General features: G+C 69.3%; 22 protein-coding genes. 3 read left to right on the plus strand and 19 right to left on the minus strand.

Going from position 1 to position 22,696, the window contains the following annotated elements; all coding sequences use genetic code 11:
• Nucleotides 1-427: 427 nt before the first annotated feature.
• On the minus strand, nt 428-2,137 hold the full coding sequence (locus E0H45_RS05065) for a GMC oxidoreductase (protein ID WP_131335097.1): 1,710 nt from the start codon (nt 2,135-2,137) through the stop codon (nt 428-430).
• Nucleotides 2,134-3,726 (minus strand): succinic semialdehyde dehydrogenase, encoded by a 1,593-nt coding sequence (locus E0H45_RS05070; RefSeq protein WP_131335098.1) that lies wholly within the window; start codon nt 3,724-3,726, stop codon nt 2,134-2,136. The genes E0H45_RS05065 and E0H45_RS05070 overlap by 4 nt, the downstream gene beginning before the upstream one ends.
• Nucleotides 3,727-3,817: 91 nt before the next feature.
• Between E0H45_RS05070 and E0H45_RS05075 the strand changes: the two genes are divergently transcribed.
• The gene (locus E0H45_RS05075) at nt 3,818-5,266 is read left to right on the plus strand and encodes a hypothetical protein (protein ID WP_131335099.1); all 1,449 of its coding nucleotides are present in this window, start codon (nt 3,818-3,820) and stop codon (nt 5,264-5,266) included.
• Between the two features lie 45 nt (nt 5,267-5,311).
• Complete coding sequence (locus E0H45_RS05080; protein WP_131335100.1) at nt 5,312-5,872, plus strand: TIGR03086 family metal-binding protein; 561 nt, start codon at nt 5,312-5,314, stop codon at nt 5,870-5,872.
• On the opposite strand, the gene E0H45_RS05085 is transcribed toward E0H45_RS05080, so the two are convergent.
• The 9 genes from E0H45_RS05085 to groES form a co-directional block, all read right to left on the minus strand.
• Nucleotides 5,869-6,267, minus strand: coding sequence for a hypothetical protein (locus E0H45_RS05085; protein WP_131335101.1), 399 nt, complete (start codon nt 6,265-6,267; stop codon nt 5,869-5,871). The two genes, E0H45_RS05080 and E0H45_RS05085, sit on opposite strands and share 4 nt — an antisense overlap.
• A gap of 53 nt (nt 6,268-6,320) precedes the next feature.
• Nucleotides 6,321-7,034 carry an acyl-CoA thioester hydrolase/BAAT C-terminal domain-containing protein gene (locus E0H45_RS05090; protein ID WP_131335102.1) on the minus strand — a complete coding sequence of 238 codons (714 nt, stop codon included), beginning with the start codon at nt 7,032-7,034 and terminating at the stop codon, nt 6,321-6,323.
• Complete coding sequence (locus tag E0H45_RS05095) at nt 7,031-8,137, minus strand: GuaB3 family IMP dehydrogenase-related protein (protein ID WP_131335103.1); 1,107 nt, start codon at nt 8,135-8,137, stop codon at nt 7,031-7,033. Before E0H45_RS05095 ends, E0H45_RS05090 begins: the two co-directional genes overlap by 4 nt.
• Before the next feature lie 27 nt (nt 8,138-8,164).
• Nucleotides 8,165-9,679: an IMP dehydrogenase gene (gene guaB / locus E0H45_RS05100; protein WP_131335104.1), complete on the minus strand. Its 1,515-nt coding sequence runs from the start codon at nt 9,677-9,679 to the stop codon at nt 8,165-8,167.
• Nucleotides 9,680-9,822: 143 nt separating this feature from the next.
• Nucleotides 9,823-11,340 (minus strand): hypothetical protein, encoded by a 1,518-nt coding sequence (locus E0H45_RS05105; RefSeq protein ID WP_131335105.1) that lies wholly within the window; start codon nt 11,338-11,340, stop codon nt 9,823-9,825.
• A complete protein-coding gene (gene shbA / locus E0H45_RS05110) occupies nt 11,333-11,956 on the minus strand; it encodes an RNA polymerase sigma factor ShbA (RefSeq protein ID WP_130384564.1) in 624 nt (207 codons plus the stop codon). Before shbA ends, E0H45_RS05105 begins: the two co-directional genes overlap by 8 nt.
• A gap of 123 nt (nt 11,957-12,079) precedes the next feature.
• Nucleotides 12,080-12,490: a GNAT family N-acetyltransferase gene (locus E0H45_RS05115; protein WP_238154804.1), complete on the minus strand. Its 411-nt coding sequence runs from the start codon at nt 12,488-12,490 to the stop codon at nt 12,080-12,082.
• A gap of 295 nt (nt 12,491-12,785) precedes the next feature.
• Nucleotides 12,786-14,405: a chaperonin GroEL gene (gene groL / locus E0H45_RS05120; protein WP_131335107.1), complete on the minus strand. Its 1,620-nt coding sequence runs from the start codon at nt 14,403-14,405 to the stop codon at nt 12,786-12,788.
• Between the two features lie 151 nt (nt 14,406-14,556).
• Nucleotides 14,557-14,853 carry a co-chaperone GroES gene (groES, locus tag E0H45_RS05125; RefSeq protein WP_130384566.1) on the minus strand — a complete coding sequence of 99 codons (297 nt, stop codon included), beginning with the start codon at nt 14,851-14,853 and terminating at the stop codon, nt 14,557-14,559.
• Between the two features lie 192 nt (nt 14,854-15,045).
• Between groES and E0H45_RS05130 the strand changes: the two genes are divergently transcribed.
• Complete coding sequence (locus tag E0H45_RS05130; RefSeq protein ID WP_131335108.1) at nt 15,046-16,212, plus strand: class I SAM-dependent methyltransferase; 1,167 nt, start codon at nt 15,046-15,048, stop codon at nt 16,210-16,212.
• Here the strand turns inward: E0H45_RS05130 and E0H45_RS05135 are convergent.
• From E0H45_RS05135 to E0H45_RS05170, 8 genes are all read right to left on the minus strand, one after another.
• On the minus strand, nt 16,170-17,135 hold the full coding sequence (locus tag E0H45_RS05135) for a zinc-binding dehydrogenase (RefSeq protein WP_131335109.1): 966 nt from the start codon (nt 17,133-17,135) through the stop codon (nt 16,170-16,172). The two genes, E0H45_RS05130 and E0H45_RS05135, sit on opposite strands and share 43 nt — an antisense overlap.
• A gap of 209 nt (nt 17,136-17,344) precedes the next feature.
• Nucleotides 17,345-18,055, minus strand: a complete 711-nt coding sequence (locus E0H45_RS05140; protein ID WP_131335110.1) for a dienelactone hydrolase family protein — start codon at nt 18,053-18,055, stop codon at nt 17,345-17,347.
• On the minus strand, nt 18,052-18,498 hold the full coding sequence (locus tag E0H45_RS05145) for a GNAT family N-acetyltransferase (RefSeq protein WP_131335111.1): 447 nt from the start codon (nt 18,496-18,498) through the stop codon (nt 18,052-18,054). The genes E0H45_RS05140 and E0H45_RS05145 overlap by 4 nt, the downstream gene beginning before the upstream one ends.
• Entirely contained in the window at nt 18,495-19,550 is a 1,056-nt protein-coding gene (gene tsaD, locus E0H45_RS05150; RefSeq protein ID WP_131335112.1) for a tRNA (adenosine(37)-N6)-threonylcarbamoyltransferase complex transferase subunit TsaD, read from the minus strand. The genes E0H45_RS05145 and tsaD overlap by 4 nt, the downstream gene beginning before the upstream one ends.
• Nucleotides 19,547-19,996, minus strand: a complete 450-nt coding sequence (locus E0H45_RS05155) for a GNAT family N-acetyltransferase (protein WP_131335113.1) — start codon at nt 19,994-19,996, stop codon at nt 19,547-19,549. Before E0H45_RS05155 ends, tsaD begins: the two co-directional genes overlap by 4 nt.
• Nucleotides 19,993-20,652, minus strand: a complete 660-nt coding sequence (tsaB, locus tag E0H45_RS05160) for a tRNA (adenosine(37)-N6)-threonylcarbamoyltransferase complex dimerization subunit type 1 TsaB (RefSeq protein ID WP_131335114.1) — start codon at nt 20,650-20,652, stop codon at nt 19,993-19,995. The genes E0H45_RS05155 and tsaB overlap by 4 nt, the downstream gene beginning before the upstream one ends.
• A gap of 1 nt (nt 20,653) precedes the next feature.
• Nucleotides 20,654-21,580 (minus strand): tRNA (adenosine(37)-N6)-threonylcarbamoyltransferase complex ATPase subunit type 1 TsaE, encoded by a 927-nt coding sequence (tsaE, locus tag E0H45_RS05165; protein ID WP_131335115.1) that lies wholly within the window; start codon nt 21,578-21,580, stop codon nt 20,654-20,656.
• The gene (locus E0H45_RS05170) at nt 21,577-22,695 is read right to left on the minus strand and encodes an alpha/beta fold hydrolase (protein ID WP_131335116.1); all 1,119 of its coding nucleotides are present in this window, start codon (nt 22,693-22,695) and stop codon (nt 21,577-21,579) included. The genes tsaE and E0H45_RS05170 overlap by 4 nt, the downstream gene beginning before the upstream one ends.
• Nucleotide 22,696 lies beyond the last annotated feature (1 nt).

Raw genomic sequence — 22,696 nt, forward strand, 5'->3', positions numbered from 1 at the left:
CGTTGTGACTCAGCGCCACTCTCCGCACTCCCCGGGAAAAGATTTCTGGATTTTCTCCGGAACCTCGTAACCCCCCGTAGATGGGCTCGTTGATGTGTGCAGAGGCGGTTACCGCAAGGAAGACCGCCACCCGGTTACCAGGAGCTACAAATGCTGATCATTACGATCAGCACGCAGAGTGGTCACAAGGCCCGAAGCCCCCGGAAATCGGATGTAAGGTAGTAACCAAGAGCTCGGGTCGCCAGCTATGGCTGGTGACCCGATCCCAAAGCGCCGGGCGCCTCACCCCGGCTTGAGTGGGTCCCTCGGGAAACGATTTGGGCGGAAACGTTCCCGAGGGACCTGCTCCCTTTTCCGGACCTTTTGCGAAAAGCCTCAGCAACTTACTGCTGAGGCTTTTTCATTTGCTTAATTTCTCGCTGTTCTGTTACGAATCCGTCACAGCCTGCTTAGGGATGATCGGGAGCCGAAGAGCACCGGGCGCATCCGTCGGGACGACCGGGTGTTCGGGCTTCACCGGCTGGATCCGCTTGTACTCGGCACCGGCCGCCGGGCGCGGGTCGGCGGCACCCTTGTTCGGCCAGAACGAGAGCGCCCGCTCGGCCTGGGCGGTGATCGTCAGGGACGGGTTGACGCCGAGGTTCGCGGAGATGGTCGAGCCGTCGACGATGTGCAGGCCGTCGTACCCGTAGACGCGGTGGTACGGATCCACGACCCCCGACGAAGGTGAGTCGCCGATCGCGCAGCCGCCGATGAAGTGCGCGGTCATCGGCACGTTGAACGGCTCCCCGATCGTGCCGCCCGGCGTACCGTTCATCAGCTTCGCCATCCGCCGGACCACCTGGTTCGCGACCGGGATCCAGGACGGGTTCGGGGCGCCGTGCCCCTGCTTCGACGTGAGCTTCCACCGGCCCAGCCGGTCGCGCTTGCCGAACGTCGTGATCGAGTTGTCCGCGGTCTGCATCACCAGCGCGATCACGGTCCGCTCGGACCAGTGCTTCAGGTCGTACAGCTTCCGGATGTTCTTCCGCTGGACGCCGAGCTCGCGCACCCACGTCCGCCAGCGCGGCTTGTCCCCGTCGCCGTCGGTCAGCACGGTCTGCAGCAGCGACATCACGTTGCTGCCCTTCCCGTACCGCACCGGCTCGATGTGCGTGATGTCGTCGGGATGGAACGACGACGTGATCGCGACCCCGCGGCTGTAGTCGACGTCGGTGTCGCGGGAGATCGCGCCGAGCAGCGACTCCGAGTTCGTCCGGGTCAGCACGCCGAGCCGGTTCGACAGCCGCGGCAGCTTGCCCTCGTCGCGCAGGCGGTGCAGCAACTTCGCCGTACCGAGAGCCGACGCGGCGAACACCACCTGTGCCGCGGTGAACCGGCGCGTGGACTTCTTGTTCGACGTACGCCGGGTGTCGATCGCGTACCCGCCGCCTGTCTCCTCAGCGAGCGGCTCGACGGAGGTGACCGTGGTCAGCGAGTAGACCTCCGCGCCGGCCTTCTCGGCCAGGTAGAGGTAGTTCTTCGTCAGCGTGTTCTTCGCGTTGTGCCGGCAGCCCGTCATGCACTCGCCGCAGTCGATACATCCGGTACGGCGGGGGCCCGCGCCGCCGAAGTACGGGTCGTCGACCTCGACACCCGGCTCACCGAAGAAGACACCGACCGGTGTCGGGTGGAACGTCTCCCCCACGCCCATGTCCTCGGCGACCTGCTTCATCACCTTGTCGGCCGGCGTGAACCCCGGGTACGTCGTGACGCCGAGCATCCGCTTCGCCTGGTCGTAGTACGGCGCCAGCTCGGACTGCCAGTCGGTGATGTGCGCCCACGCGCGATCGGTGTAGAACGCGGGCAGCGGTTCGTACAGCGTGTTCGCGTAGACCAGGCTGCCGCCGCCGACCCCGGCGCCGGACAGGATGATCACGTCGCGCAGCGCGCTGATCCGCTGGATGCCGTACATCCCGAGCTTCGGCGCGAACAGGAACCGCTTGGTGTCCCACGAGTTCTTCGCGAACGCCGCGTCGTCGAACCGCGCACCGGCCTCCAGTACGGCGACCCGGTAGCCCTTCTCGGTCAGCCGCAAAGCACTCACGGACCCACCGAAACCGGACCCGACGATGACGACGTCGTAGTCGAAGCTCACGGGCGACCGATCTTCTTCAGGATCCGCAGTGCGCCGGTCATCAGCTCCGCGAACTTCTCGTCGGAGAGTCCGTGCGAGGCAGCGATCGGGATCAGCCGCTGGGTGGCGATCGCCTGCGGTTCGACGTACCGGCGGATGCCCTCGACACCCTGCCGGCGGCCGAGACCGGACGACCGCATGCCGCCCATCGGTGTGTCGATCGAGCCGAACGTCGCGCCGTACCCCTCGTTGACGTTGACCGTGCCGGCCATCAGCTGCGCGGCGACCGCGCGACCGCGGCGGCCGTCGCGGGTCCAGACGCTGGCGTTCAGGCCGTACTCGCCCTCGTTCGCGCGCTGGATCGCTTCGGCCTCGTCGGAGAACCGGTAGATCGAGACGACCGGCCCGAACGTCTCGTTGTCGAAGCACTCCATCGCCGGCGTGACCCCGGACAGCACGGTCGGCTCGTAGAAGAGCGGGCCGATGTCCGGACGGGCCTTGCCGCCGGCGAGCACCGTAGCGCCCTGCTCACGGGCATCCTCGACGTGCCGGGTCACCGTCTCGAGCTGCGCCTTCGAGATCAGCGAGCCCATGTCGACGTCCCAGCCGGTGCCGGCCGAGAGGCGGAGCTTCTTCACCCGGTCCACGAAGGCCGTGACGAAGGCGTCGTACACCTGGTCGGCGACGTACAGCCGTTCCATCGAGACGCACAGCTGGCCGGCGTTCGCGAAACACGCCCGTACGGCGCCTTCGGCCGCTCGGTTGATGTCGGCGTCCCGCAGTACCAGCATCGGGTTCTTGCCGCCGAGCTCGAGGCTGCAGCCGATCAGCCGCTCGCCGGCCTGCTTCGCCACCAGCCGGCCGGTCTTGGTCGAGCCGGTGAAGCAGATGTAGTCGGCGTTCTGGATGAGCGCGCCGCCGACCGTCGGGCCGTCGCCGTTCACCGCGAGCCAGGCCTCCCGCGGCAGGCCGGCCTCGTACAGCAGCTCGATGCCGCGCAGCGCGGTCAGCGGGGTCTGGCTGTCGGGTTTGTGGACGACGGTGTTGCCGGCCAGGATCGCGGGCAGGCCGTCGGAGATCGCCATCGTCAGCGGGTAGTTCCACGGCGAGATGATGCCGACGACACCCTTCGGGACGAACCGCTCCTCGGCGCGCGTGAGTACCGGGAAGATGCCGAGCTTGCGCTGCGGCTCGAGCAGCTCGAACGCCTTGCGGCCGTAGTACCGCGCCGTCAGCGCGACGTGCGCGAGCTCCTCGAACGCCTGCTTCCGTGCCTTGCCGGACTCGCGAATGATCAGGTCGACCAGCTCGTGCCGGTGATCGAGGACCAGGTCGTGGTACCGCAGCAGGATCGCCGCGCGCTCCGCGAGCGGCACCCGCCGCCAGGTCTGCTGGGTCCTCCGGGCGGCCCGGACGGCCGCGACCACGTCGTCCTCACTCGACACCGGCAGGTCCGCGATCGGCTGCCCGGTGGCCGGCGCGTACGACGTACGGGTGCCGGCCGTCGCGCGCAGCAGCCCCGACAGCCGGCGGATGACCGACTGATCGGTCGCGTACGACGCGGTCGGGTCGAGCTCCGGATCCGCAGGAATCGAAGTCTGCTCACTCATACACAAAGGCTACCTGCCGGTAATAGCGGCTGTCAGTATCAAGGGACCGTTAAGCTGAGCGGCTGAACCTGCGAAGGGGTGGAACGTACAGATGGTGGACAGCGGGGGGCTCTGGACGCCTCCTGAGGACGAGCTCGGTGAGGCGCTGCAGACAGCCCAGGTGCTGATCGAGGAGGGCCGGGCCGACGAGGCCGGGCCGTACCAGCAGCGGGTCATCGAGCTGGCCAGGGAACGGGCCGAAGGGCACCCGAACCACTACGAGGCCAAGCATCTGATGGCCGCGACCCAGTACGAGCTGGCCGGATCGCTGAACGCGTCCGGCCGGCACGAGGAGGCACTCGCCGCACTGCACGAGGCGCAACTCGGGTACACCGAGCTCCAGGACGCCGGCGTGCTCGACGCGACCTGCTTCCTGGCCGACGTCCGCGCCCGGCGCGCGATGACCCAGGCGCACCGCGGTCACGGCGCCACCGCCGTACTGGAGATGGACGGCGCGGTGATCGCGTACGGCCAGCTCGTCGGCGGCGAGGACGGTCTCAAGCACCAGCCGGACTTCGCCCGGGTGCTCGCGATGAACGCGCTGATCCTGCGGCGGTACGGCGACCCCGCGCTCGCGGTCGCGTCCGCGGACGCGGCGACGCAGCTGTTCCTGCAGCTCGCGGACCAGATCAACGAGAGCCCGCAGTCGCTGTCGTACGCCCGCTACCTGTGTACGGCGACCGCGGTATCGGCCGATGTCCACGCGGCCGAGGGGCGACTGGACCTCGCGCTCGAGGCGGACGAGATCGGGCTGACCACGGCCGACACGCTCGCCGACTCGGACTCGGCGACCGACATGCGCACGCTGGTCGCGGCCCTGGTCAGGAAGGGCAAGCACCTCGGCATCGTCGGCCGTTTGGAGGGCGAGGCCTGCCTGCGGACGGCGTACGACACCGACGCCGAGACGGCGGCCCGCGTGGTCGAGGAGCTGGACCGCGGTCTGCCGCTGACGCTGGTCGCGGCGCTGGAGAACGCGGAGATCAAGCTCGGGCCGTTCGAGCAGTACCACCGGCTGGTGGCGCTGAGCGAGCCCGCGCCCGGGATGACGCTGGCGACCGTGTCGGGCCGGACGGACCCGGAGTCGGCGGCGCAACGCGCGACCGAGCTCGCGGAGCTGGTGAAGCCGCTGCTGTCGCAGGACGGGAACGCCGCGCTGACGCTCGGGCTCGAGGCGCACTACCTGTTCGCGATCTCGTCCGAGCGAGAGTCGCACCGGATGCGGTTCCAGACGGCGACGTACGTGCCGATCTGGGCGCAGCTGCTGCTGGACATCTCCGAGGCGTACTTCCAGGCCGGGCGGACCGACATCGCGCTCGACCTCGGCGGCTGGTGCGCGGAAGTGGCGACCGCGCTGATCCCGTACGCCGACGACAACGAGCTGATGAAGGACCTGGCCGGGGCCTGCTACCGGCACCACGGCAACCTCCTGGCCGCCACCGGCGACCTCGCCGCGTCCCACCACGCCCACGAGGCGGCGGAGCAACTCCAGCTCGGCCGTTGACGTCCCAGCCCTCTCCGGCGGACGCTGACGCTGGAGGGGGAGATTATGGACGCTGTACAGCTACACAATCGCACGGTCGCGAACTTCGCGGACCTGGTCTCGAAGGTGCCGGCCGATCGCTGGTCGGCGCCGACGCCGTGCTCGGACTGGGACGTCCGGGCGCTGGTCAACCATGTCGTCGGCGAGGAGCGCTGGACCGTGCCGCTGATGGCGGGCAAGACGATCGCCGAGGTCGGGGACACCCTCGACGGTGACCTGCTCGAGGACGACCCGGCCGCCGCGGCGTCGTACGCCGCCCGCGAGGCGGAGGTCGCGGCGACCTGGCCGATCGACAAGGTGCATCTGTCGTACGGCGACGAGGATCCGCACGAGTACCTGCGCCAGCTCGCGGCGGATCACCTGATCCACGGGTGGGACCTGGCCGTCGCGATCGACGTACCGCCGCGGATGGACCCCGAACTCGTGAGCGAGGTCGCGGACTGGTTCGCGCAGCGCGAGGAGCTCTACCGATCGGCCGGGATGGTCGGCAAGCACCTCGACGGCTTCACCGATCCCACCGAAGCACTGCTCGCCGCCTTCGGCCGCGACCCGGGGTGGACCCCCTAGTCCTGCAGTTCGGCGCGGAGGGCGCCGACGAACAGGCCTGCCTCTTCGTCGGTCATGCCGGTCTCGGAGACGACCAGGGCGGTCGCCTGGTGGAGCTCGCCCGCGGCCTTGAGGGCGCGGGTGCGCTCGGCCAGGTTGGTGCCGGGGCGGCGGACCAACGGCGTACCGGTCGTCGGCGGCACGTACCGCCCGAGGCGGATGTCGTCGACCAGCTCCTTGGACTGCTTGAGGTCGAGGCCGGTGCGATCACGGATCAGCTTGACCGCATGCACCGCCTTCTTCGTGGTGATCAGGAACCGCACCTGATCGACATCGTCCGGGGACAGTTGGCCTCGCGCCGCGGCGAGGGCAACATTGTCCGTGTCCTGGCTGCTCCGACGGCTGAACAATCCCATGCGGCAATCCTTCCAGAACCCGTCAAACCGGGTGAACTCGAAGCAAGTCGGGCCTAATCCGCGAGCAGCTGCAGGATCTCGGACCAGGCGTGGGCACCGAGCTCGCGGTCGGCCGCCTCGGTCCCGCCGCGCGCCATCCGCTGCCCCGCGGTCTTCGGCTCCTCACCCGGCAGCACCGCACGATGCCCGGCCGCCGCGACCGTCACGGTCCGCGTCGGACGGTCGCCGCGACGCCGCTCGATCTCCGCCGCGAACTCGACCGACGGCCACACCTTGTCGTCGCCACCGGCCACCAGCAGGACCTCGCCCCGGATCCGCTCGACCGGGATCCGCGCCTGCTCCGGAGCCGCGCGCAGGCTCTGGCGATACATCCCGGTGTAGCTCGGCGGATCCTCCTCGGACTTCCAGTCCAGGTCGAACGGCACGAACGGGAGCGGCTCGCCCTGCCAGGTCCAGGCCGACCGCTGACTACCGTCCTCCAGGCTCCGGGCCCACACATAGGCACTCGGGGCGAACGCGACCACCGAGTCCACCCGCTCGTCGAGCGCACCGAGGAGCAACGCCGCCTCGGCACCCCACGAGCTGCCCATCACGACCAGCCGATCGTTGCCCGCCAGCTCAGCCAGCGGGAACGACTCCAGCGGAACCTCGTGCGTCACCGGCCAGCGCGGCACGAGTACGTCGTACCCCTCGGCCTCGAGCAGCCGGGCCCGGTCCAGGTCCGGCGCACCGCTCGAACCATGGAGAAGTAGTACGCCGGTACTCAACCGACGACGACCTCGACCCGCTGGAACTCCTTGAGCTCCGTGTAGCCGGTGGTGGCCATCGCGCGCTTGAGCGCACCGACCAGGTTCATCGTGCCGTCCGGGACCCAGGACGGGCCGAACAGGATCTGCTCCATCGTGCCGGTCACGCCGACCTCGACCCGCTCACCGCGGGGCAGGTCCTGGTGCCAGGCCTCGGCGCCCCAGTGGTACCCGCCGCCCGGGGCGTCGCTCGCGCGCGCCAGCGGCGAGCCGACCATCACGGCGTCCGCGCCGCAGGCGATCGCCTTCGCCACGTCACCGGACCGCCCGACCGAGCCGTCCGCGATGACGTGCACGTACCGGCCGCCGGACTCGTCCATGTAGTCCCGCCGCGCCGCAGCGACGTCGGCCACCGCACTTGCCATCGGCACGGCGACCCCGAGCACCTTCCGCGTGGTGTGCGCCGCGCCGCCGCCGAACCCGACGAGCACGCCGGCCGCGCCGGTCCGCATCAGGTGCAACGCCGCCTGGTGCGTCGCACAACCACCGACGATCACCGGTACGTCGAGGTCGTAGATGAACTGCTTCAGGTTCAGCGGCTCCGCCTGCCCCGACACGTGCTCGGCGGACACCGTCGTACCGCGGATGACGAACAGGTCGACACCCGCGTCCACGACATGCTTGGCGAACTGCTTGGTGCGCTGCGGCGAGAGCGCGCCGGCCACGGTCACACCGGAGTCGCGGATCTCCTGCACCCGCTGGGAGAGCAGCTCGGGCTTGATCGGCGCCGAGTAGATCTCCTGCAGCCGGTGCGTGGCCTGCTGCGTCTCGAGGCTGGTGATCTCCTCGAGCAGGCTGGTGGGGTCCTCGTACCGCGTCCAGAGACCTTCGAGGTTGAGGACGCCGAGACCGCCGGCCTTGCCGATCGCGATCGCGGTGGCCGGCGACATCACCGAGTCCATCGGCGCGGCCAGGATCGGCAGCTCGAACCGGTACGCGTCGATCTGCCAGGCGACCGAGACCTCCTCGGGGTCCCGCGTGCGGCGCGACGGCACGATCGCGATGTCGTCGAACGCGTACGCCTGCCGGCCCCGCTTCGCGCGGCCGATCTCGATCTCGGTCATCTGGTGTCCTTACAGGTAGCAGGCGGGTCAGCGGCCCGAGTAGTTCGGGGCTTCGACCGTCATCTGGATGTCGTGCGGGTGGGACTCCTGCAGGCCGGCGGAGGTGATCCGGACGAAGCGGCCCTTCTCCTGCAGCTCCGGCACGGTCCGAGCGCCCGTGTACCACATCGACTGCCGCAGGCCGCCGATCAACTGGTGCGCGACGGCCGACAGCGGGCCCCGGTACGGCACCTGGCCCTCGACGCCCTCGGCGATCAGCTTCTCGTCGGAGCCGCCGTCGTGCTGGAAGTAGCGGTCCTTGGAGTACGACTTGCGCAGGCCACCGGCCGACGACATCGCGCCGAGCGAACCCATCCCGCGGTACGCCTTGAACTGCTTGCCGTTGATGAACACCAGGTCACCCGGCGACTCCTCGCAGCCGGCGAGCAGCGAGCCCAGCATGACCGTGTCCGCGCCAGCGACGAGCGCCTTGGCGATGTCACCGGAGTACTGCAGGCCGCCGTCGCCGATCACCGGGACACCGGCCGGCTTGCAGGCCAGCGACGCCTCGTAGATCGCGGTCACCTGCGGCACGCCGACGCCGGACACGACCCGCGTCGTACAGATCGAGCCCGGGCCGACGCCGACCTTCACGCCGTCCGCACCCGCCTCGACCAGCGCCTGCGCGCCCGCGCGGGTGCCGACGTTGCCGCCGACGACGTCCACGCCACGGGTGGCCGGGTCGGCCTTGAGCTTGCGGATGATCTCGATCTGGGCCCGGGAGTGACCGTGCGCGGTGTCCACCACGAGCACGTCGACACCGGCCTCGACCAGCGTCATGGCCCGCTTGTAGGCCTCGCCGAAGAAGCCGATCGCCGCGCCGACCATCAGCCGGCCGGAGCCGTCCTTGGTCGACAGCGGGAACTTGTCGCGCTTGACGAAGTCCTTCAGCGTGATCAGGCCGGTGAGCTTGCCGGCCTCGTCGACCAGCGGCAACTTCTCCACCTTGTGCTTGCTGAGCAACGCCATCGCGTCGTCGGCGGCGATGCCCTGCCTGCCGGTGATCAGCGGCTGCTTGGTCATCACCTCGCGGACCGGCCGGGACAGGTCGGTCTCGAAGCGCATGTCGCGGTTGGTGACGATGCCGACCAGCACGCCCGCGTCGTCCACCACCGGGACGCCGGAGATCCGGTACTGCGCGCAGAGCGCGTCGGCCTCGCCGATGGAGGCGTCCGGGCCGATGGTGATCGGCTGCGCGATCATGCCGGACTCGGAGCGCTTGACCAGGTCGACCTGCTGGGCCTGGTCCTCGAGCGAGAGGTTGCGGTGCAGGACGCCGAGGCCGCCCTGGCGTGCCATCGCGATCGCCATCCGGGCCTCGGTGACGGTGTCCATCGCGCTGGACACCAGCGGGATGTTCACCTCGACATTGCGGCTCAGCCGGGACCGGGTGACGGCCTCGGACGGGATGACGTCGGACTCGTTCGGCTGCAGCAGTACGTCGTCGAAGGTGAGGCCGAGGACGGCGAACTTGTCGGGAACTCCAGCTGGGGTGATGTCCATGGGGAAAACGAGCACCTTTTGTACGGCGACAACGGAACCCCATCCTATCCGCGCCGCCACCAGGCCCCGAATCCGCCGTCCACAGGCCCCCACACAGGCAACCGCCCGCCACGGTTCGCGGCGGGCGGTCGGTGATCGGCCGGTTACTTGATGATCGGCTTGTTCACGACGTCCAGGATCTGCAACAGGCTGGCGTCGGTGGTGGAACCGTAGGTCCGGGCGATGGCGGCGTGCTTGCCCTCGGGGTACGCGCCGCTGGAGTGCTTGCCCTTCGGGTAGGCCTTGCGGACCGAGCCCACGGCCTCCTGCCCGGTCGAGTGCTTCGCGGCCGTCCGGCTCTTCGCCTTGGCCGTCGCAGCCTTGGTCGTCGCAGCCTTGGTCGCCTTCTTGGTCGTCGCAGCCTTCTTGGTCGTCGACGCCTTCTTGACCGCCTCGGGCGTGCCGAAGAACCGCTCGGTCGTCTCGTTCGTGACCGGCTCACCGCTCGGCGTCGGCAGCACCGGCGACACGATCGCCTCGACGACGTTCACCAGTTCCTTGACCTCGGCCGGGACCTGCGTGACCTCGCCGCCCGGCGTCTCGCCGTCACCTGACGTGTCCGAACCACTCGTGTCCGTACCGCTGGTGTCCGAGCCGCCGGTACCGCCGGTGTCACCGCCGGGCGTGGTGGTGGTGTCCGAACCCGGTGTGGTGTCCCCGTCGCTCGTCTGGCCCTCGCCGGAACCCGAGCTCGGCGTCGACGTCGGATTGCCGGTCGGATTGCCGGTCACCGTGTCGTCGCCCGTGTTGTCGCCCGTGCCGGTGTCGACGTTCGTCGGCGGCGTCGTGGTGGTCGGATCCGTCGGAGTCGGAGTCGGCGTGGTGGTGTCGGTCGGCTCCTCCGTCGGCGTCGTCGTCGGGGTGTCCGGCGGCGTCTCCGTCGTCGTGGTGTCGGTCGGCTCGGTCGTCTTGGTCTCGGTCGGCTCCGTCGTCTTGGTGTCGCTCGGCGTCGGCGTCACCTCGGTCGTCGGCTTGACCGGATCCAGCGTCTTCTGCTCTTCGGTCGGCACCTTCCACGGCCACTCACGGCTCGCGACCGGCTTGTCCTCCGGCGGCGCCACGACGTCCGGCGTTCCCTTGATCTCCTGCGCCTGCGGGTCGTCGCCGGCGGAGCCGTTCTTGCCGTTCTCGGCGGCGTGCTCGGCCTTCGCCTTGTCCTTGAAGTCCTTGCCGACCTTGACGATCTTGCTCCGGTCCACGACCGGCAGTCCGTCGAGGTCCTCCTTCGGGAAGCTGGTCTGCGGGCGGACCGCGTCGACCATCTTCTCGATGACCTTCTCGTACGGCGACAACGGGTCACCGGTGACCGCCGCGGCCACTCCGGAGACCGACAGCGCGGCTACCGCGGCAACACCGAACGCCAGACCACGCGTCGCCATCTTGCGGGCGAACGGGTCGCTGATCGGGTTGAGCGCGGCGCAACGCGCCAGGAAGCTCTCCGGATCGTCGATGGTCTCTACCGGGAGCTCGTCCTCGACCTCCACGGCGAGCCGCAGATCGGCCAGTAGTTGGACGGCGGGGTCGTGCTCGCCCGCCGCACGGGCGGACTCCCCTCCGGCAGCGAGCAGATCGAGTAGCGCGTCATCGGCCTCGATCGCGTCCAGGTCGAAACGGTCAGCCATGATGCCCCTCCCCCGCTCTTCCTCGTTCCAGCTGTGCTTCATGCCCCACAAACCCCCTGAGCGTGTTCAACGCCCGATGCTGTGCGACCCTCACCGCCCCCGGTGTCATCCCCAGTGCCCGGCCGGTCTCCTCGGCTGACAACCCCGCAACGACGCGAAGGCGCAGGATCTCGCGCAGTTTCTCCGGCAACTTGTCCAGCAGGCCCATGATGTGCTGGACCTCTGAGTGCCGAACCGCGCGCTCCTCCGGCGTCGGTGACTCGTCCGCGCCGTCCGGCAGGTCCGGCGTCGAGACGTCGGCGACCGCGAACGCGCGCTGGGCATCGGCGACCTTGCGGGCCGCGATGCCGTAGACGAAAGCCTCGAAAGGCCTCCCCTCGTCACGGTACCGGCCCAGCGCGCCGAACACCGCGACACAAACTTCTTGTGCGACGTCGTCGACCATGTCGGCGCCGCCGGGATAGGTCCACAAACGGGACCGTACGTATCTGTGCGCGACTGCGCGCACTCTGGTGAGCAGGTCGTTGAGAGCTGTGCGGTCCCCGTCGCCGGCCAGCGCGGCAAGATCCCTGAGCTCGACCCGGTCGTGGGTGTCAGGTACTCGGACCTCTGTCACCCCTCGCCCCCTCGTGTTCGGACCGGTCAGCCTGAAAGATGGTACGGCGCTCAACTCTCGTTGCATAGTGGCAATTCGTGGTCAGGCCCCCGCTCTTGATCACAATCTGTCACTACCAGCCAGTTAGGTCCAGGGCCCGACGAAACGGATCAGTTCGGACGCGTGCTCGCCCGCCCAGTCGATCGGCGTACGACCGGTCTCGAGCCACCCGGCCCGTCGATAGAGATGTACGGCGGCGCCACGGTTGTCGACCACCTCGAGCGAGAGCTTCCGCCCGAGCTCGGCGGCAGTCTTCACGCAATGGTCGAGCAACTGCCGCCCGATCCCCTGCCGGGTCGCCTCCGGGTCCACGAACAACCGCTCCACCTCGGCGTCGTCACCGACGGCAGTCAGCACCACATGCCCGACGACCCGCGCGTCACTCACCGCGACCCAGCAACCCAGCCGGTTCTCCGGCGTCAGCCAGTCCCGCGGGTCAGCAGGCCAGTTGATCGGGTACGCCGCCCGCTCATGCACAGCCCGCAACAACTCCACGCAAACACCCAGGTCTTCATCGCCCCGCACCCGTATCCACACCCACCCATCCCATCAGACCGACCGGATGGGGTCGGCACAGGACTGGATATCCCCCCGTGTTGGGGGTTCTCCCCTCGCACACCAGCAGAGAACCCCCAACACGAGGGGATAACCGGCCTTGTGTCGGAGTGCGGCTGAGGGTGCTCGGGCGGCTCTGTGCGGCGGCGAACCGCCGCGCAACAGAGCACCGCCCGGCGGGTCCGAGGACCTGCCGGGCGGTGCTGTGTGCTGTCGAACTACTACTGCTGAGGGATCAGTGGCCGTGGCCGTGGCCGTGACCGGCTGCGGCGGGCTCTTCTTCCTCGGGCTTGTCGACCACCAGGGTCTCGGTGGTCAGCAGCAGCGCGGCGATCGAGCCGGCGTTGGCGAGCGCGGACCGGGTCACCTTGACCGGGTCCAGGACGCCCTGCGCCAGCAGGTCGCCGTACTCACCGGTGGCGGCGTTGAACCCGCTGCCGGACTCGAGCTCGGCAACCTTCGCGGTCACGACGTAGCCCTCGTAGCCGCCGTTCTCGGCGATCCAGCGCAGCGGCTCGACGACCGCCTTGCGGACGATCCGAACGCCGGTGGCCTCGTCACCGTCGAGCTCGAGGTCCTTGTCCAGCACGGTGGACGCGTGCACGAGAGCGGAACCGCCACCCGCGACGATGCCCTCCTCGATCGCGGCCCGGGTCGCGGACACCGCGTCCTCGATCCGGTGCTTCTTCTCCTTGAGCTCGACCTCGGTGGCCGCGCCGACCTTGATGACGCAGACGCCGCCGGCCAGCTTGGCCAGCCGCTCCTGCAGCTTCTCGCGGTCCCAGTCGGAGTCGGTGCGCTCGATCTCGGACTTGATCTGGCTGACCCGGCCCTCGATGTCCTCGGCCTTGCCGGAACCCTCGACGACGGTCGTGTTGTCCTTCGAGACCACGATCCGGCGCGCCGAACCGAGCACCTCGAGGCCGACCTGGTCGAGCTTCAGCCCGACCTCGGGGGCGACGACCTGCGCGCCGGTGAGCGCGGCCAGGTCCTCCAGCATCGCCTTGCGGCGGTCACCGAAGCCCGGAGCCTTGACGGCGACGGAGGTGAAGTTGCCGCGGATCTTGTTCACCACGAGGGTGGACAGCGCCTCGGCCTCGACGTCCTCGGCGATGATCAGCAGCGTCTTGCCGGACTGCACGACCTTCTCCAGCAGCGGCAGCAGGTCCGCGATCGCGGAGATCTTGCCCTGGTGGATCAGGATGTACGGGTCCTCCAGCACCGCTTCGCCGGCCTCGGCGTCGGTGATGAAGTACGGCGAGATGTAGCCCTTGTCGAACTGCATACCCTCGGTGAACTCGAGTTCGGTCCCGAAGGTGTTCGACTCCTCGACGGTGATCACACCGTCCTTGCCGACCTTGTCGAACGCGTCCGCGATCAGGGTGCCGATTTCGGCGTCCCGGGCGGAGATGGTGGCAACGTGGGCCATGTCGCCCTTGTTGTCGACCGCGCGGGCGGTCTCGACCAGCTTGGCCGACACGGCCTCGACGGCCGCCTCGATACCGCGCTTGAGGCCCATCGGGTTGGCGCCGGCGGCGACCGCCCGGAGGCCCTCGTGCACCAGTGCCTGCGCCAGCACCGTCGCGGTGGTGGTGCCGTCACCGGCGATGTCGTTGGTCTTGGTGGCGACCTCCTTGGTGAGCTGCGCACCAAGGTTCTCGAACGGGTCGTCCAGCTCGACCTCACGGGCGACGGTGACACCGTCGTTGGTGATGGTCGGGGCGCCCCACTTCTTGTCCAGGACGACGTAGCGGCCCTTCGGGCCCAGCGTCACCTTCACCGTGTTCGCGAGCTTGTCGACGCCACGCTCCAGCGCGCGCCGCGCGTTCTCGTCGAACTCGAGGATCTTCGGCATGAAGAAAACCAGTCCTTTTCCGTATGTCTCGTTGCAGGAGCGAGCCCTGTGTCCAACTCCCCCGCCCCACCACCCCGGTCGGGTGCCGGACCCACTCCGCCCCGGCGCCGAAGGCCCCGGGGCGGTGTCAGTCAGGAACGGCGGGCGTTCGTCACTTGCTGACGACTGCGAGGATGTCGCGGGCGCCCAGGATCAGGTAGTCCTGACCGTCGTACTTGACCTCGGTGCCGCCGTACTTGGAGTAGATGACCTTGTCGCCGACGGCGACGTCCAGCGGGACGCGGTTGCCGTTGTCGTCGATCCGGCCCGGGCCGACGGCGAGGATCTCGCCCTCCTGCGGCTTCTCCTTGGCGGTGTCCGGGATCACCAGGCCGGACTTCGTGGTCTGCTCGGCTTCGAGCGGCGCGACGAGGACACGGTCCTCGAGCGGCTTGATCGTGACCGACACTTGCTGACCTCCACGGTCGATGTGCTGTTTGCGGTTCATGGTGGTCGCGCTCCCCTGCCGTCGCGGGGGTCAAGGGCCGGACCGCTGGCATTCTCGCATCGAGAGTGCCAACACCGAATCTAGGCCGCGATTAGCACTCGGTCAACTCGAGTGCCAAAGGATTCTCAGCGTGAGACGTCTAATGTTGCCCGGGTGAGTGTCGCCGCGCTGCTCGATGGACCGGGCACTGAGGTGCTGGCTGCCGCCTGCGCCGAGTACCGCCCCGGCAAGGAGCTCCAGCTGGTCGAGAAGCTCAGACGCCGGTACGACGCAACGCTTGTCACGACTGCGGTCACCCAGGCCGCACTGCGCCACCGCGCCGTCGCCAAGTTCGGTCCGGACGCAGAACGCATGTACTTCACCCCAGACGGCCTGGAGCAAGCCACCCGCACCACAGTCAGCACCCACCGAGCCGCACGCGTGGCGCTCAGCCAGATCGACACGATGGTCGACCTGGGATGCGGCATCGGCGGCGACCTCATCGTCATGGCCCGTGCGGGACTGCTGGTCACCGGTGTCGAACGGGACCCCGAGACCGCAGTCGTCGCCCGCGCGAACCTGGCTGCGTTCGACCTGCCTGGCGAGGTCCTCGTCGGCGATGCGGAGACGACGGATCTCACGCCGTACGACATGGTGTTCGCCGACCCCGCGCGCCGGGCTGATGGACGGCGCGTGTTCGACCACAACGCCTACTCGCCGCCGTGGTCCTTCGTCACCCAGCTCCTGCAGCGCACCGCGTGCGTGAAGGTGGCGCCGGGCATCCCGCACGACGCGATCCCCGAAGGGGTGGAAGCGGAGTGGATCAGTGACGCCGGTGAAGTAAAGGAGGCCGCGCTCTGGTCCGGTGAGCTGTACGGCGGCACACCACGACGGGCCACGCTGCTCCCCGGTGGCGCGAGTGTCAGCGATGCACCGGAGGCCGACAGTGGTCCGGTCGGTCGGTACATCTACGAGCCCGACGGTGCGGTCGTCCGGGCCGGTCTGGTCACCGCGGTCTCGGCAGCGGTCGACGGGTGGTTGCTGGATCCCCGCATCGCCTACGTCACCGCGTCGACGTACATCCCGACCGCGCTGGCCTCGGCGTACGAAGTACTGGAAGAGCTGCCCTACAAAGAGAAAGCGTTGCGCTCCTGGGTCCGCAACCAGGGCATCGGGACGCTGGAGATCAAGAAGCGCGGCGTCGATCTCGATCCGGCCCAGCTGCGCAAGAAGCTCGCACCGAAGGGCTCGACGTCGGCGACCCTGATCATCACGCGCATCGGCCGCGACGCCGTCGCCTACTCGTGCCGCAGGGTGACGACCAGCTTGCCGGTCGCCTGATCGTCCTCCATGTACCGGTGCGCCGCGACGATGTCCTCCAGGTCGAAGACACGGTCGACGTTCGGCCGGTAGACGCCGCTCTCGACCTCGCTCACGATCCGCTGCAGCACGTCCGTGCGCCCCTTCATCGTCTCGCTGTGGAACGCCGTCAGCCGGGTTCCGGACGGGATCATCGCGATCGGCTCGAAGTCCTGGATCAACCACCCGCTGAGCGATCCCGCGACGCACACCGTGCCGCCGCGACGGACGAGCCGTAGCGAGTCCACCGCCGTACGCGCGCCGATCAGGTCCAGAACGTACTCCGGTCCGTCCGGCCAGATCTCCCGCAGCGATCCGCCGTCGTCGAGCACCACATGATCCGCGGTCAGCGCGTCGACCTTGCCCGCCTGCCGCGTCGTGACCGCGGTCTCGACCCCGTACCCAGCCGCGATCGCCGCAGCCGCCATCCCCACCGACGACGTACCGCCGCGAATCAGCAGCCGGCCGCCGCGCTCGATCCCCAACGCGTCCAACGCGCCCTGCGCCGTCAAGTACGTCTCGGGCAGCGCGGCCAGCAGGTCCCACGGCAGCGTGCTGGCGACCGGCATCAACGTTGCGTTCGGCAACAATGCGTACTCCGCATAGCCGCCGTCGTACGCCCGGCCCATCTCCCCCATCACCGCCGCGACCGTTGTCCCTTCCGGTACGGCGGGATCGGTCGAGGCAACCACGACGCCGACACATTCGATCCCGAGGACCCGCGGGAACCGCACCGTCGGCGAATGCCCCTGCCGGGTCCGCAACTCCGACCGGTTCAGACCGGCTCCCGCTACCCGCACCAAACTCCAGCCGTCCCGAACCGCCGGCACCGGCAACTCGCGGAGCTCCAGGACTTCGGGGCCACCCGCTCGGACACACACCGCGGCACGCATCGTCGCACTCATGCCTTCACTCTCGCCGCAGACCGGCGTGGCTGACCACCGATAGAATGCCAAGCTATGCCCGTTGGCCGCCAACCGTCATCGCACGGAACAATCCGGACTTGCGCTCGACGTACATTCGAACATATGATCGACTCGCGAGCGGGTCTCCGGGCGACAAGCCGGCGGGCGAGGTGCTGCGTCTGCTGCTGCAACTCCCCGGAGACCCGCCACTAACTTGCCCGGAATCGTTCCTTCACCGGCATCCGGAATCGAGCTATCGCGATCTCGCCGACCGCCGACGCCGCCTGATCGCGCACCGCCGGCAAGTGCTCGTCACCACCACCGGCAGGGATCCCTCCGACGAACTCTCTCACCAGCCGGTCCCAGTCCTTCGCGCGGCGCAGCATCGCGTGCCCTTCCCCGGCGAGGGAGTACGTCGTCACCTCCACCCCGGCCGCCCGCAGCCGCTGTGCGTACGCCGTCGTGCCCGCAGGAGAGGTGATCGTGTCGTCGGTCCCGTGCACGAACGTGACGGGTGGGCGAAGCGCGACGAGCGGCTCGTCGCGCGGCAGCCACGGCGCCAGCGCGAGCACGCCTGCCACCCGTGGATGATCGCCGGCGGCAACTACCGCTCGCCCGCCCATCGAGTGCCCGATCAGTAACACCCGCGAGATCACCGGCGGCAGTTCGTCGAGAACGGTCCGCAGATCAGTAGCCGCGTGGCCGTCGTCGTTCCAGCCCCGGAAGCGATACCGGAGGAACCCGGTCGCGGAGTTCGGCGCGACCCGCCGCGCGGCCTGCGCGAACGGCCACATCCGCAGCACAGCCGGGCGCCACAGGTGCGGGTCGGCGTGCGAGTGTTCCTCGCCGCCGTGCGCGAGCAGCACCAGTTCGGTCGCGCCCGCCGGGTGCCGGACGAGATCGACACCCGGACGCCTCACGGCTGCGCGTACAACTCGGCCGGTTCCTTGCGGATCGACATCATCCGTCCGGGCGGCGTTTCGCTGAAGCCGTACGACCGGTAGAGCTCGTGCGCATCGGCGGTCGCCAGCAGGACCTGCCGCAGGCCCTTCAGCTCCGGGTGCTCGAGCAAGGTCGATACGACGAAGCGCCCGAGACCGTGCCCACGGTGCGACTCCAGCACGAACACGTCGGCCAGCCAGGCGAACGTGGCCCGGTCCGTCACCATCCGCGCGTACGCGACCATCGCCCCGTCCGCGCCGTACACCCCGAGGTTCAGCGAACCGGCGACTGCGCGGTCCACCACCTCGCGCGGGATCCCCTCGGCCCAGTACGACGTACTCAAGAAGCCCTGCACCACGTCGACGTCGATCCGCTCGGCGTTGTCGTCCGCCTCGAAGCCGTCGGCTCCGGTCCACTTCATTTGTTCAGTACCTCCGTGATCGGCATCGACGAGTCGGCAGGGAGATCGAGTGGCGACGGCGCCTTCCCGGACCGGACCAGCTCCGAGCCGAGTGCGGCGACCATCGCGCCGTTGTCGGTGCACAGACCGGGCCGCGGCACCCGTACGGCGATACCCGCCGCGGAGGCACGCTCCTCGGCCATCACCCGGAGCCGCGAGTTCGCCGCGACGCCGCCACCGATCAGCAGGTGCTCGAAGCCGCGGTCCTTGCACGCGTCGATCGCCTTGCGGGTCAGTACGTCGCAGACCGCTTCCTGGAAGGCCGCCGCGACGTGGTTCACCGGCACGTCCTCGCCGTCGCGCCGTTTCGCCTCGACCCAGCGCGCGACCGCGGTCTTCAACCCGGAGAACGAGAAGTCGAACCGGTGCCGCTCGAGGTCCCGCTGCGACGTCAGCCCGCGCGGGAACGTCACGTACAGCCGGTCCCCGCCGTCGCGCGCCGCCTTGTCGATCCACGGCCCGCCCGGGAACGGCAGCCCGAGCACCCGCGCGACCTTGTCGAACGCCTCACCGGCCGCGTCGTCGATGGTGCTGCCCATCGGTACGACGCCGTCGGTGATGTCCTCGACCGCGAGCAGCGACGAGTGTCCGCCGGACACCAGCATCGCGACGCAGCCCTTCGGCAGATCGCCGTGCTCCAGGGTGTCCACCGCGACGTGCGCCGCCAGGTGGTTCACGCCGTAGAGCGGCTTGTCCAGCGACAACGCCAAGCCCTTGGCCGCGGCGACACCGACGAGCAGCGCGCCGGCCAGGCCGGGCCCGCTGGTCACCGCGACCGCGTCCACGTCGGTCGGCTTGATACCGGCCGTCTCGCAGGCCCGCCGGATCGTCGGCACCATCGCCTCGAGGTGCGCGCGACTGGCCACCTCGGGAACGACACCGCCGAACCGGGCGTGCTCCTCGACACTGGACGCGATCGCGTCGGCGAGCAGCGTCTGCCCGCGCACGATCCCGACCCCGGTCTCGTCGCACGACGTCTCGATCCCCAGAATCAAAGGCTCATTCGAAGTCATACTGTCTCCCGCCACCGCATGATCACCGCATCCTCGCCGCCGCCGTAGTACCCGCTGCGCCGGCTGATCTCCTCGAAGCCGAAGCCCCGGTACAACCCGATCGCCGATTCGTTGCTCGCAGCAACTTCCAGTAACACCGTCCGCCCGGCGCACCGGGCCAGCGCCGCCGTCAGCAACTGCCCGCCGATCCCGGTCCGGCGCTCCGCCGGCGTCACCGCGATCCGCAGTACCTCGACCACATCGAGCGCGACCTGCGGCAGCAGCAGTACGACGTACCCGACGAGCGCGCCCTCGTCCGCGACCAGGACGACCCGATCCTCGCTCAGCCGGTCGAACTCGTCCGCCCAGGCGCCTGTGCTCCAGGCAGCCGGGCCGAAGCACAGCTCGTCCAACGCGACCAGCTCGGCCTGGTCGTCCGAACGCGCCGCTCTGATGGCAGGTCTCACAGCACGCTCTTCGGCCTGCTGGACATGGTCACGTCCGGCCGGCGCAGGTACAGCGGATCCGGCGCGACAACCTCGAGCGTCCCGGTCGCCACACCCGTCGCCAGTACGTCGGCCAACGGGTACTCCGGGACCTCGACAGCGGACACGCCCAGTGCCTCGGCGTACAGCACCGCGCCGCGGCCGATCACGGGAAGCCCGGAGAGCACGTGGGCGACCTCGGCGGGCTTGTCGACCGCAGGTCCCTCGAGCCGCCGACGGCTGCCGTCCGCGGCCGGACCGTCGTACAGCGCCCAGTAGATCTCCTTGCGCCGCGCGTCCGTCGCGACCGCGACGGGCAACGTCAGCGTCGACTGCCGCGCGAGGATGTCGAGACTGCAGACGCCGGAGACCTCGATCCCCAGCACCTCACCCATCGTCCGAGCCGTGACGAGTCCGACCCGCAGTCCGGTGAACGGACCGGGGCCGACACCGACCGCGATCCCGGTCAGGTCGCGCGGCGTGACTCCCGCCGTTTCCAAGGCCGCTGCGATCGCCGGCGCGAGGAGCTCCCCGTGGCGTAACGCGTCGACGGTCGTCGACGAGGCGACGATCTCGCCGGCCGGCGTGGCCAACGCGACGGTGACGGCGGCACTCGAGGTGTCGAAGGCGAGCAACATGTCAGTTCTTCTCCAGTACGGACAGCTGAATGCCGGATGCGGCCCACCGCGGACCCACCGGAGTGATCCGCAGTGACCGCGTCTCGTCGGTGTCGTCGTCGCCTCGGGTCACCACGATGTCCAACCGATCGGGCGCGAGCGCCTCGGCCAGCCCATGACCCCACTCGACCACCGTGACCGCGTCCTCGAGGCTCGCGTCCAGGTCGAGGTCGTCCAGCTCCGCGAACCCACCGATCCGGTACGCGTCGACATGGACGAGTGCGGGACCGCCTGCCAGCGACGGGTGCACCCGCGAGATCACGAACGTCGGCGACGTGATCGCTCCGCGCACCTTCAGCCCGACGCCGAGCCCTTGCGTGAACGTCGTCTTGCCGGCTCCCAGGTCACCGGACAGCACGAGTACGTCGCCCGCACGCAACTGGCCGGCCAGCTCCTCGCCGATCGCCTGCATCTCGTCGGCGGTCGGCACGGTCAACTCGATCGGCATCGCCTTGGCGTAGGTCAGGTTGTGCGCCTGCTGGTCGACGACGGAGTACCCACGCCGCCTCCAGAACTCCACGGTGTCCGGCAGTTCGACCCGCGCAATGAGGCTCACCCGGCTGAGCCCCCGGCGTACGGCGACCTCCTCGGCGCAACCGACCATCGCCGACGCGACGCCGCGGGCCTGGTACCGCGGGTCGACCGACACCCGGCGCAGGTTCAGGACGTCACCGACCTGCTCGAACAGCACCGCCCCGAGCGGTACGCCGTCGCTCAGCACCAGCAGCCCGCCGTGCTCGGCGATCGCGGCCGCCACCGTCGTCGCGTTCTCGGACAACGCGGTCGACGGCGGGTCGAGCACCCGGCGCGAGGAGAAGGCATGGTGAATCACATTGACGATGTCGTCGACGTGTTCCTCGGTGGCGTCGACGACGTGCAGGTCTGTCATTGGTGTCCTAGGGATTGTTCGGCTCGTTCGATCATCCCAAGGAGGGCGGCGGTGAACTCACGGTGGTGCTCGATCAGGCCCAGGTGGCCGCAGTTCTGCACCTCGACCAGCTCGGCGCCGGGGACCCGCCGGACGATCTCCTCGGCGTGTTCGAACGGCGTCAGGTGGTCCTTGTCGCCGCCGATCACCACACACTCGACCTTCTGCAACGGCTCCAGGGCGTCGTACTTGTCGTGCAGCGCGAAGATCGGGTAGAAGTCCGCGATCACCTCGATCGGCGTCGCCGCGATCATCTCGTTGACGAACTCGGTGAACGCCGACGGCACCTCGGAACCGAACGAGTACTTCCGGGTCAGCAGGTAGCTGATGTCCGTGCCGGCCTTCCGGCTGCGCTCGACCACGTCCGGGATCCGGGCCAGCGCGGCGACCGTCGGCGTGGCCAGCGCCCGCGCGAGCATGCCGACCTTGCCCGGGAACACGATCGGCACCTGGTCCAGCCCGCCGGCGCTGGTCGAGCACAGGCCGACGCCGATCACCCGGTCGCCGAACAGCTCGGGATGCTGCTCGGCCAGGGCCATGATCGTCATGCCGCCCATCGAGTGCCCGATCAGGATCACCGGTCCGGTCGGCGCGAACCGCTCGACGATCCCGTACAGGTCCTGGCCGAGCTGGTCGATGCTGATGTTGGCCTTCGGCGACCGCCCGGAGCGTCCGTGCGAACGCTGGTCGTAGAACACCATCGTGCCGATGCCGGCCAGGTCGCGGCGCTCGAAGTGCCACAGGTCCATGTTCAGCCCGTAGCCGTGGGCGAAGATCACCGTCAGGTCCTCGGGCGGCAGCGGCAGCTTCCGGCCGAGCCTGCGCTTCGGGGGCGGAGCGGGTCGCCGGGACCGCTTCAGTTCGTCCACCTCGACGTACAGCTCGACCCCGTCGTCGGCGGTGAAGATGTGCGGCGTACCGCGCAGCGACCCGAACGGCTCGGCCTCCAACTGCTTGCGCTGACCCGATCGCCGGCCGATCACCTGACGCTCGACCGCGACCCCGGCCGCGGCTCCTGCGGCCAGCACTCCGACCGCGGCCCCGATCAGACCAGCAGTCCGCCCTGCTTTGGACATG

Origin of the sequence: Kribbella soli (assembly GCF_004331345.1) — a bacterium.
Classification (GTDB): Bacteria; Actinomycetota; Actinomycetes; order Propionibacteriales; family Kribbellaceae; genus Kribbella; species Kribbella soli.